The sequence below is a fragment of the Streptomyces flavofungini genome, from assembly GCF_041028215.1.
Lineage (GTDB): Bacteria > Actinomycetota > Actinomycetes > Streptomycetales > Streptomycetaceae > Streptomyces > Streptomyces flavofungini_B.
In genome coordinates this window covers 1-10,911 of sequence record NZ_JASKYR010000232.1, presented here as the reverse complement: position 1 = coordinate 10,911, position 10,911 = coordinate 1, and the positions used below count along the sequence as shown (strand labels likewise).

Here is a 10,911-nt window from a genome sequence, read left to right as displayed (position 1 = left end):
GCGTAGTACATCGCGCGACGGATCACGCCCTCGGGCGTAGCACCTCCGGGGTACGCGATGACCCGTACGCGGAGGGATTCGCCGCCCCCGCCCCCCTCGTAGCTTCGTGATCACGTCACGTCGTCGATGTTCGAGGGGCCGCGGGGATTCATGCACGGCAAGTACGGCAAGGCTTTCGCACCGGAGTACCAGGGCCGTCTCGGCTCGGAGCTGAGCGTCAACTCGTCCTACGAGGAGGTGCTCGCCACGGCGGGCCGCGCGCTCTCCCGGGCGGGCGGCGCGGCCGAGCGGGCACGCGCCGCCCTCGCGGTGGCCGAGGCCAACCGGCGGCTCGGCCGGGTGGACGACGCCGGTGCCGCCTGGCGGCAGAGCTACCGCAGTGCCCGCACCGCGGGGGACCACGGCGCCATGGCGTGGGCGCTGTGGAGCGGCGGCACGCTCGCCCGGCAGTGCGGCGCGCTGCCGCTGGCCCGGCGGCTGCTCGCCCGTTCCGTCACGCTCGCCTCGGACAGCGGCGACCGCCTCGCCCATGGCTACGCGCTCGCGGGCCTCGCCGAGACCGGCCGCATCCAGGGCGACTACGCCGCCGTCGCCGAGCTCCACGAGCAGCTGCTCGAACAGGGCCGCGCGCACGGCGAGGCCCGGCACATGGTCTGGGCGATGACCGGCATCGCCCAGATGCACCGCAACACCGGTGAGCACACCAAGGCCCTTGAGCTGTTCGAGGAGTGCGTGCGGATCTCCACGGAGGCGGACGACGCCCGGGGGCGCGCCTGGTCGCTGCGGGGCGTGGCCGACGTCCTCTCCCTGCGGGACGAGCCGGACCGGGCGCTCGCGCTGCTCTCCACGGCCGAGGAGGTCTGCCGGGCCATGGACCTGGCGAGCGCGCTGGCCTACAACCTCAAGATGCGCGGCAACGTCCTGTACCGCGCGGGGCGCTACGCCGAGGCCCGCGACACCTATGCCGTCGCCCTGGACGAGTTCACCGCCATGCGGGAGCCGCGCGGAGCCGCGCTGTCCCGCCTCGGGCTCGCCAAGTGCCGCGCCCGGCTCGGCCGCGACCGCGCGGACACCCTCGCCGAACTGGACGCCCTGGAGGCCGACTTCGGGCGCATGGGGCTGCGGCACGCTCGCGACATGGTGATCGCCTTCCGTGCCGAGACGGCGGCCGAAAGAGCCGCCGTCAGCGCGTAGGTTCACCGGCCGTCTTGAGTGACTGAAAGCTCCATGAAATTACCTATAGCCGGTATAGGCATTATGGCTGGTATTGCTGGCATTGCCGGTTTCTGGCGTCGTTCGTTCTTCTGGGCGCTCCCCCTTCTCTGGACCTTCGCTCTCGGCTTGTGGGGCCTTTCGCGGCAGCACACGGTATGGCGGGACGAGGCGGCGACATGGCAGGTGGCACAGCGGCCCGTCGCTGACATCTGGCGCATGCTCGCGCAGGTCGATGCCGTGCACGGGCTCTACTACCTGCTGATGCATGGCGTCTTCGAGTGTTTCGGCCCCGGTACCACGGCCCTGCGGCTTCCCTCCGTGCTCGCCATGTCGGTCGCGGCGGCGTGTGTGGCGGCCATCGGCCGTCGGCTGGCGGGCCGCTGGGTCGGGGTGGCGGCGGGGCTTGCGTTCGGGCTGCTGCCTGCCGTGCAGTTCTATCTGCAAGAAGGGCGCCCGTACGCGCTCGTCGCCATGGGTGCGGGTATCTCCACCCTCTCGCTGGTGGTCATGCTCGGTCAGGGTGGACGCTCGAAGTCATGGGCCGTGTACGCGGGCTCGGTGCTGGTGTGCGCACTCCTGAACTGGCTGTCCCTGTTGATATTGCCCGCGCACCTGCTGACTCTGGCCTGGGTGAAGGCCGGACGTGGGGTGTGGGCACGTTGGGCGGGCGCCGCAGCCACCGCGACGGCGGGTGCGTCGCCGCTGATCCTGTTCAGCCGGACGCAGTCGGACCAGGTCTCCTGGATTCCACCGCTGACATGCCACATGCTGATCGGACCGGCCATTGTGCTGGCCATCGGCGGGTTCGGGGCGCTCGCGGACCGTCGACGGGCCGGCCGGCTGTCGATCGCGGCTGTGGGCTTGCCTCTGCTGGCGGTCCCGCACATCGGCTTGGTCGGCCTGTCCCTGGTACAGCCGTTGTTCCTGGACCGCTACATACTGTTCAGCATGCTCGGTCTCGCCCTGCTGATCGGTGCGCTGCTCGGTGCGGCGGTCGACGCGATCGGCAAAGGGGCCGCACGGACCTGGATGTGGTTCCTTCCAGCAGCACTGTCGCTGGCTGTCGTCGCGCTCATGCCGCAGTTGTCGGCCAAGCGCTCCCCTGCCAGTCGAGTCGATGACGTCCTGGCCTCCGCGAAGGACGTGGGGCGGTTGAAGAGCGAGGGAGACGCGGTGCTCTTCGTCCCGGCGGCTCGGCGGGACACGGCGCTGGTCTCGCCCGGACACTTCACCGGCCTGCGGGACATCGCTCTGGCGCGGTCCCCTTCGGCATCCGGGACCCTGAAGGGTCTGGAGGCGAGCCCCGGCCGGATAGAGCGGGCCGTGCTGGCACAGCGGCGCATACTGCTGGTCACCGATGCGCCCGAGGTGGCTCAGCCTGTTGCGGCTGAGCGCGACGACGCGAAGATGTCTGCCCTGAGGACGCACTTCATCGCGGTGGCGGACCGGCAGGTCCACGGACGACGGGTGACGGTGTACGAGCGACGACCGTAGTGCCCCTCGGAACTCACCGTTCAGCGCGTGAGCGTGATGCGGATGCCGACCGTACCGTCCAGGCCGCGCCTGATCCTGCTGCCCAGCAGCGTGAGGAAGCCGACGACCTTGTACTTGCGGTTGATGAGGGTGCGGTAGCGCGCGGTGACCTCGGGCCCGCAGATCTCCGCGGTCGCGGGCGCCTGCGGACCGGTCGGGTTGCCCCGCACGTCGCACGGGCCCACCATGACGTCCGCGCGCCGCCGGATGCGCTTGACCTTCCAGGACTCGCTGGGCGTCCAGATGCCGAGCGCGTCGCCGTCGGGCACGACCCAGACCGGGCTCGGCACCAGGGTGCCGTCCTTTCGGGCGCTGCTGACCAGCAGGTACTTTCCGGCGGCGAGCCGGGTGAGCCGCGCTTCGAGGGTCTCACCGGAGGTCTCGTCCGGGGTGTCGGGCGCCGTGTCGTCCGGGGTGTCGTCCATGACGGGAGTCTAGGCGGGCCCGGCGTGACATGACCCGGCCCGGTGCCGTCCGTAACCCTTTATGTTGGTTACATGGCCCCATCCGCTGCCCCCGGCATCCTGCTGCGCTCCCACACCGGCGCGGGCTACCGCTTCGACCCCGGCGCGCTCTGCCTCGAACTGCTGACGACCGGCGGCCCCGGTGAGTTCCGGCGGTACGAGGTGCTGCACGCCCCGGACGACCTGGCCGCCTGGGCCGAACGCTCACGGCTCACCCCCACCCCCGCTGTTGAGGTGTCCGGGGCCGAGGTGGCCGAGGCCCGGCGGCTGCGGGACGCGCTGTTCCGCGCGACGACCGCCCGCGCCCTGGACGAGACACCCGACCCCGCCGACATCGCCGCCGTCAACGAAGCCGCCGCCCACCCGCCGCTGGCCCCGGTGATCGGCCCCGACGGCGAGCGGTCCTACCGGCAGCCCGCGGACGGAACCGCGCTGCTCTCCACCGTCGCCCGCGACGCGGTGGAACTCCTGACGGGCCCCTTCGCCCACCGCATCCGCAGGTGCGCCTCCGACAACTGCTACCTCCTCTTCGTCGACACCTCACGCCCCGGCCGACGCCGCTGGTGCTCCATGGAGCACTGCGGCAACCTGCACAAGGTGCGGACACTGCGCGCGCGCCGCGCGGACGAGGGCTGAGCACGGCGCCACCTAACCGCCGTCCGGGCCGCCCCGTGCCGTACGGAAGCGTGCGGCATACGCCGACGGCGTCGTCCCGAGGTGCCGGGCGAAGACCCTGCGGAGCGTTTCGTCGCTGCCCAGGCCGCTGCGCAGCGCGGCGTCGGTGACCGAGTCGCCGCGCTCAAGGAGGATGCGGGCCGCCTCCACGCGCATGCGCTCCACGTGGGCGGCGGGCGTGCTGCCCACCTGCTGGGCGAAGAGCCGCGAGACATGGCGGGCGCTGAGGCTCGCCCGCGCGGCCAGCGCCCGCAGGCTGTGATCGGCCGCCGGGTCCGCGGCGATGGCGTCCAGGAGCGGACGCAGCACCGGATGGCGGGTCGTCGCGGTGCGCGACGCCGCCGAGAACTGGGACTGCCCGCCGGGGCGCTGGAGGAAGACGACCAGGTCGCGGGCGACCCGGCGGGCCTCGTCCGGCCCGTGGTCCGCCTCGACGAGCGCCAGGCACACGTCGATGCCCGCGGTGACACCCGCCGAGGTCAGGACCGAGCCGTCCTGGACGTAGATGGCGTCCGGGGTGACGGTGGTGTCGGGGTAGGCGCGGGCCAGGTCGTCGGCGTACTCCCAGTGGGTGGTGGCCCTCCGGCCCCGCAGCAGTCCGGCGGCCGCGAGGGCGAAGGCCCCGGTGCACACCGACGCCACCCGGCCCGCGCCGGGAGCGAGCCGGGCCACCAGTTCCACGAGTCCGGGGCGCTCATCGAGGAGACGCAGGTCAGCGGGGCCCGGGACGACGAGGGTATCCACCCGTCCCGCGTCGTCGGCGGTGAGGTCGGCGGCGATGCGCAGTCCGGTGGAGGTGGTGACGTCGCGCCCGTCGGGCGTGCCGACCCGCACCCGGTAGGCCCCGGTGGTGCGGGCCGCCGTGTGGAAGACCTCCAGCGGGGCGGCCACGTCCAGGAGGCGGGCGCCGTCGAAGGCGAGGACGAGGACGTCGTGGACGGGCCGCCCGCTCCCGTCGCCCCTGGATGACTGGCGCATGGCTCCAGGGTAGACGGCGGCGGTGTCCGGATCTGTGGGATTCCTGTCCCGGTGGACATGGCGGGTCCGCACCCGCTGCCCCAGGCTTGAGTACGCAACGAGCCGCACAGGCTCTGGGGCCCGATGACAGGAGCCGCCCGATGAATGCACAGCCGTCCTCCGCCGCCGGAATCTCCGTTCCGGACTCCAAGCTGGCCGCCGAGGCGACCGCGCTCGTCCGCGACACCACGGACGATCTGATCTACGACCACTCCCGCCGCGTGTACTGGTTCGGCAGCCTCCAGGGCCGCAACCGCGGCCTCGACTTCGATCCCGAGCTGCTCTACATCGGCGCCATGTTCCACGACCTGGGCCTCGGCGAGCGCTTCCGCTCCAGCGGGCGCCGGTTCGAGGTCGACAGCGCCGACGAGGCCCGCCGCTTCCTGGCGGGCCGGGGAGTGCCGGAGGACGGTGTGCGGCGCGTATGGACGGCCATCGCGCTGCACACCACCCCCGGCATCCCCGCCCATATGGAACCCGAGGTGGCCCTGGTGACCGCCGGGGTGGAGTACGACGTACTCGGCATCGGCTACGACGACATCACCGATGCGGACCGCGCCGCGATCACCGCACTGCATCCGCGCCCGGACTTCAAGCGGCGCATCCTGGCGGCGTTCACCGAGGGCATCGCCCCGAAGCCGGAGACCACGTTCGGCAATGTGAAGGCCGATGTCCTTGAGCACTTCGTGCCCGGTTTCCGGCGGGGCGACTTCGTCCAGGTGATCCAGGACTCGCCCTGGGACGAATAGCTCTCGGAGCTGGCACACGGAGCAGCTCGCGGAGCCGGTTCACTGGTTGCTCTCAGAACTTCACGAACTCCAGCGCGTCGGCGAGCGTGGCGCAGAAGCGGGCCTGCTGCCGGGCGCTCGGCGGCAGTTCGGGGTTCCAGGGCAGCGTCCGGACGCCGGGGCCGAGGGCGTCGCCCAGCGCGGCGGCGTTGCCGCGCACGTCGGTGAGGACGAGGTCCGGTTCCAGGGCGGACGCCTCCGCCCAGGTCGTCGTGGTCCAGTTGGCGCCCTGGCCTGGCGCCGGGTCCACGAGGCCGACACCGAGGCCCGCGAGCGCGGCCAGGTCGGGCCAGGCGTAGGGCCGCGCCAGATGTACGGAGTCCGGGCCCGCCGGGGAGAGGGCGAGCACGCGCGGCCGCACGGGACCGGCCGCCGCCGCACTGACCTCGCGCTCCACCGCGGCAAGGTCGAGTTCGTCGTCGCGCTGTTCCGGTGCGCCCAGCGTGCGGGCGAGAGCCGTGACCCGACCCCTGATCCCGGCGAGGCTGCGGCCCCTGCCCACGTCGAGCACCGCGAGCGGCACCCGCTCCTCCAGGTGTTTGGCGGCCTCCGGGTCGATGCCGTAGACCTGGCCGCCACCGTAGGTGAGGGCGACGATCAGGTCGGGCTCCGCGTCGAGCAGCGCCTCGGTGTCCAGCGCCTGGCCCGCGCCGAAGTAGGCGATCTCCGGCAGGGGCAGACTGCCCGACTTGGCCGCGTCCGGCACGGCCGGATCGTCGTGCGCCGATCCGAAGACGCCGAGCGGACGTATGCCGTGATCGTGCAGTGCCGCGCCGGTCGGCAAGTAGGTGACGATGCGGGCCGGACGGCTCGCGGCCCGCACGAGGTGGTCCCGGTCGTCGGTGAACTCCCATGCGTGGCGTTCGTGGGTGGTCTCATGTGCCATGGTGCGACTCCTCCCGCTGCTCCCGTACCACGGCCCGACCTCGTGTGATGTCTGCCCTGTCGCGAGGTTTCCACCGTGGCCGTACCGGAGCTACCTGCCCGGGGCCGACTTGCGGTACACAGGCCCGCCGGGCGCGGCGCGGCTCGGAGGTGGCACGGAGGCGGCGCTCCGGGGGGGGGCGGCAGGGTTCACGCCGGGGTGTCGTGGCGCCCTGTCATGCCGTGGCCCCCCGTCCTGTTCTGACTGCCCATCACGTCGAGGTCGCCAGGAACTGGGTCGCCGCCAGCTCTCCGTACAACGGGTCCGACGCGACCAGTTCGGCGTGGGTGCCCACCGCCCGCACCCTGCCCGCGTCCATCACCATGATCCGGTCCGCCATCGTCACCGTCGACAGGCGGTGGGCCACCACCAGGACCGTGACCTCGCGGGAGACCTCCGCGACGACATCGCGCAGGGCCAGTTCATTGACCGCGTCCAGTTGCGAGGTCGCCTCGTCGAGGAGGAGCAGGCGGGGTTTCCTGAGCAGCGCCCTGGCGATCGCGACGCGCTGCCGCTCGCCGCCGGACAGCTTCGAACCCCGGTGACCGACCAGGGTGTCCAGGCCCTCGGGCAGCCGCTCCACCAGACCGTCGAGGCGCGCGCGGACGAGGACGTCGCGGATCTCGGCGTCGGTGGCACCGGGCGCGGCGAACACGAGGTTCTCGCGCAGGGTGCCCGCGAGGACGGGCGCGTCCTGCTCCACGTACCCGATCGCGGCCCGCAGTTCGGCCAGCGGCCACTGCCTCACATCCTCGCCGTCTACGAGGACGCGCCCGCCCGTCGCCTCATAAAACCGCTCGACCAGCCCGAACACCGTCGTCTTGCCCGCGCCCGACGGGCCCACGAACGCCGTCATACCGGGGCCCGGCACCTCGAAACTCACACCGTGGTGGACATTGGGCAGCTCCTCCCGGTAGCGGAAGGTCACCTCGTCGAAGGCCACCGAGGCCGGTCCGGCGGGACGCGCGGTGCCGCCTCCGCCCGGCTCCGTGAGCGGCTCGGTCTCCAGCCGTTCCGCCTGCACGATCCTGGCCACCGCCGCCGAACCCACCTGGTACTGCGACGCCGCCTCGACCATGCGCGACACCGGGTCGATCAGATAGAAGAGGAAGAGCAGGAAGGCGACCAGCGTCGAGACGGATATCGCGCCGGACGCGACGCGCGCGCCCCCGATACCGAGGACGGCGAGGAAGGACACCTGCACGGCCAGGCCGACCGAACTCGCCGCCACCGACTGCCACTTCGCCGTCCGCACGCCGTGCCGCCACGCCTCGCGCGCGGCGTCCTGCACCACCGCCGCCTCGCGTTCCTCGGCGCCGGAGGCCTTGAGCGTACGGAAGGCTCCGAAGGCCCGTTCCAGAGCGGTGGAGATCGTGCCCACCGCCTCCTGGGCGCGCCGCGTGGCCTGCGCGATCTTCGGCATGACCAGGGACACCGCGCCGCCGATGAGCACGATCACCCCGAGCGTGACGCCGAGGAGCACCGGGTCCATCAGCCCCATCAGCACGATGGTCGCGACGAAGGTCAGTCCGCCGGAGACCACCGAGACCACCGACTGGGTGGTGACGGCGCGCAGCAGCGTCGTGTCCGAGGTGATGCGTGACATCAGGTCGCCCGGCTGGGTCCGCTCCACCTCGGGGAGGCGCAGCCGCAGCAGCCGCCCGATCAGGGTGCGCCGTGCGGCGAGCACCACCGACTCGGCGGTGCGCTCCAGTATGTACGCACCGACCGACTCGATCGCGGTGCCCAGGATGACCAGGGCGGTGAGCAGCAGCAGGATTCCGGCGACGGAACCGTCACCGCCGAGCCGGTCCACGAGCTCCTTGGCGGCCAGCGGCTGGGCCAGGCCGGTCGCCGCTCCGATCAGCGTGAGCAGGGCGCCGAAGGCGACGGCGGCGCGGTGCGGGCGGAAGTGGCGGTACAGGGCCTGCCAGGTCTCCTTGGCGGGCAGTCGCTCCGTGGCGGCCTCCTTCCGGTCGCCGGTTCGGACGTCGGGTCGGTCGTGGGGTCCGGGAGGGGCATCGGTCCCACGTCGGTCATCGGGTTCGGGTCTGTGCTGGGCGTCGTTCGGGGACGTCTGGGTCACGGCGGCATCGGTCACGTCGTGCAGGACGCGACAGGCGCCGTTCCACCTGACTGATCGATCGGCATCGGTGTCGGCAACGCACTGACACCACGGCTCCCGGGCATCAGCACAGCCCTCGGACATCAGCACGGCCCCCGGGCGTCAGCGGCGCAAGCCCGGCAGCAGCCGCAGCTCCGGTATTCGGAACAGCCGCGCGAGCAGCAGGTACCCCACCGCCATCGTCACGCCACCGGCCGCCAGCGCCAGGGCGGTCGAGACCGTGCCCGTCGGGGCCGCCTCACCGCCCGCGCGTGCGGCGGCCCAGCCGAGCGCTCCGGCACCGGCGGAGGCGAGCGTCAGCTTGCCGTAGGTCCGGGCGAGCCTGCGTCCGTCCAGGTATCCCCCGAGCCGTCGGCGCAGCAGCCGAGCGGTGATGAGCAGGCCTATGACGTAGGACACGGTGTAGGCGGCGGCCATGCCGGTGACCGCCCAGCGCGGGGACAGCAGCCAATGGCAGGCGGCTGCCAGGGCTATGTTCAGGCCCGCGATCGTCGTCGCCATCCAGAAGGGGGTGCGGGTGTCCTCGTAGGCGTAGAACCCGCGCAGGAGCAGATACTGCGCGGAGAACGGGATGAGGCCGAGGCCGAACGCCTGGAGCATGTGGCCCAGGGGCTCGGTGGCTCCGGCGTCGGACGTGCCGTGGGCGAAGAGCAGCTCGGCGGTCTGCTGTCCGAAGGCCAGGAAGAAGAACCCCGCGGGCACGATCACGGTGCCGGTGACGCGCAGGGCGCGGGAGAGCTCGGCGCGCAGATCGGCGGTGCGGCCCTCGGCCGCCGCCTTGCTCATCCGCGGCAGCAGCGCGGTGACCAGGGAGACGGTGACGATGGACTGCGGAAGGAGCCAGATGGTCTGTGCGTATGAGTACGCCGTGTATCCGACGCCGTCGTGCGGCAGCCGCTGATCGGCGGCGTTGGCGAAATTGCTGACGACGGTCAGCGCGGCCTGGTTGGCGAGGACGAGGAGCAGGGTCCAGCGGGCGGCCCGCACGCTCTTGCCGAGGCCGGTGCCGCTCCAGTCGAACCGGGGCCGGAAACGCAGACCGGCGGCGCGCACGAACGGCACGAGCGCGAGGGCCTGCACGGCGATGCCGCAGGTGGTGCCGATGCCGAGGAGCCTGACGTGGGCGGCGCCGATGTCCCGCACGCTGTCGGGAACCGTCATCAGGCCGAGGTACATGCCGAACATCGCGACGAGCACCACGTTGTTCAGCACCGGGGTCCACATCATCGCGCCGAACTTCTCGCGGGCGTTCAGGACTTGGCCGAGCATGGCGAAGAGTCCGTAGAAGAAGATCTGCGGGAGCAGGAACCGCGCGAAGACGACGGTGAGCTCGAACGCCTCGTGGTTGCCGGGGGTGTCCCGCATATAGAGGCCGACCATCTGCGGTGCCGCCCATACCGCGAGCGCCGTGCCCACCCCGAGGACGCAGACGACCAGGGTGATCAGGCGCTGCTCGAACGCCGTGCCCCCGTCGGGGTCCTGCGCGCGGGAGCGCACCAGCTGGGGCACCAGGACGGCGTTGAGCGCGCCGCCGATCAGGAGCGTGTACAGGCTGGTGGGGACGGTGTTGGCGGTGTTGTACGTACTCGCGAGCAGGCCGGTGCCGAGCGCGGCGGCCTGGAGGACCTGCCGGATCACCCCGGTGGCCCGGGAGACCACGGTGCCGAAGGCCATCAGGAGCGAGGAACGGGCGAGCGTCACCATGCCAAGCGCTCCGCGTCCCGGTTCACCGGCTCGGCAAGTCGGTTCACCGGCTCGGCAAGTCGGTTCAGCGGCTCCGCGGGCCGACCGCTCCCGCCGGTCCCGCCGGGTTCTTGGTTCATGCGCCCGATCTTCGCACGCAGCACTGACAACGGGCCCTGAGCAGGGACTTCGCGAATTACGACGAGGCCCGTGGGACGCGGGGCACGGAGTATGGGGCACGGAGTACGGGGGACGGGGCACGACGGGCACGGGAGAATCCCGCCCTCCCCCACCTCACCGCGAAATCGCTCCCAACAGCGCCTTCGCGCAGAGATCCCGTACCTGCTCCCGCGTGAGCTCGGGCTCCTCCAGCCACTCCAGGCACACGGCCACCATGAAGGCCAGCCAGCCGCGGACCGCGAGCCGCAGGGCCGGTGGGTCCTGGATGGTGTCCGTGGTGGCGGGGTCGGCGGCGAGGGCCGCGAG

At 72.1% G+C, this 10,911-nt stretch carries 9 protein-coding genes and 1 pseudogene; 4 read left to right on the top strand and 6 right to left on the bottom strand.

The window, feature by feature from the left end:
• Positions 1–150: 150 nt before the first annotated feature.
• Positions 151–1,194, top strand: a complete 1,044-nt coding sequence (locus AB8Z36_RS17745; protein WP_369214293.1) for a tetratricopeptide repeat protein — start codon at positions 151–153, stop codon at positions 1,192–1,194.
• 63 nt (positions 1,195–1,257) lie between these two features.
• Entirely contained in the window at positions 1,258–2,709 is a 1,452-nt protein-coding gene (locus AB8Z36_RS17740; protein WP_369214292.1) for a glycosyltransferase family 39 protein, read from the top strand.
• Between the two features lie 20 nt (positions 2,710–2,729).
• On the opposite strand, the gene AB8Z36_RS17735 is transcribed toward AB8Z36_RS17740, so the two are convergent.
• Positions 2,730–3,173: a PPOX class F420-dependent oxidoreductase gene (locus tag AB8Z36_RS17735; protein WP_369214291.1), complete on the bottom strand. Its 444-nt coding sequence runs from the start codon at positions 3,171–3,173 to the stop codon at positions 2,730–2,732.
• 72 nt (positions 3,174–3,245) lie between these two features.
• Here AB8Z36_RS17735 and AB8Z36_RS17730 point away from each other — a divergent pair, with 72 nt between their 5' ends.
• Complete coding sequence (locus AB8Z36_RS17730; RefSeq protein ID WP_369214290.1) at positions 3,246–3,848, top strand: CGNR zinc finger domain-containing protein; 603 nt, start codon at positions 3,246–3,248, stop codon at positions 3,846–3,848.
• A gap of 12 nt (positions 3,849–3,860) precedes the next feature.
• Here AB8Z36_RS17730 and AB8Z36_RS17725 read toward each other — a convergent pair whose 3' ends face one another.
• The gene (locus AB8Z36_RS17725) at positions 3,861–4,865 is read right to left on the bottom strand and encodes a GlxA family transcriptional regulator (RefSeq protein ID WP_369214289.1); all 1,005 of its coding nucleotides are present in this window, start codon (positions 4,863–4,865) and stop codon (positions 3,861–3,863) included.
• Positions 4,866–5,005: 140 nt separating this feature from the next.
• Here AB8Z36_RS17725 and AB8Z36_RS17720 point away from each other — a divergent pair, with 140 nt between their 5' ends.
• Positions 5,006–5,653, top strand: coding sequence for an HD domain-containing protein (locus AB8Z36_RS17720; protein ID WP_369214288.1), 648 nt, complete (start codon positions 5,006–5,008; stop codon positions 5,651–5,653).
• A 52-nt stretch (positions 5,654–5,705) separates the two neighbouring features.
• Here AB8Z36_RS17720 and AB8Z36_RS17715 read toward each other — a convergent pair whose 3' ends face one another.
• The 4 genes and pseudogenes from AB8Z36_RS17715 to AB8Z36_RS17700 all read right to left on the bottom strand — a co-directional run.
• Positions 5,706–6,578: an ABC transporter substrate-binding protein gene (locus tag AB8Z36_RS17715; RefSeq protein WP_369214287.1), complete on the bottom strand. Its 873-nt coding sequence runs from the start codon at positions 6,576–6,578 to the stop codon at positions 5,706–5,708.
• Positions 6,579–6,828: 250 nt separating this feature from the next.
• A complete protein-coding gene (locus AB8Z36_RS17710; protein ID WP_369214294.1) occupies positions 6,829–8,568 on the bottom strand; it encodes an ABC transporter ATP-binding protein in 1,740 nt (579 codons plus the stop codon).
• Positions 8,569–8,844: 276 nt separating this feature from the next.
• Positions 8,845–10,416, bottom strand: coding sequence for a murein biosynthesis integral membrane protein MurJ (gene murJ / locus AB8Z36_RS17705; RefSeq protein WP_440581940.1), 1,572 nt, complete (start codon positions 10,414–10,416; stop codon positions 8,845–8,847).
• A gap of 303 nt (positions 10,417–10,719) precedes the next feature.
• Positions 10,720–10,911: pseudogene (locus tag AB8Z36_RS17700) on the bottom strand (TetR/AcrR family transcriptional regulator); the annotation flags it as partial.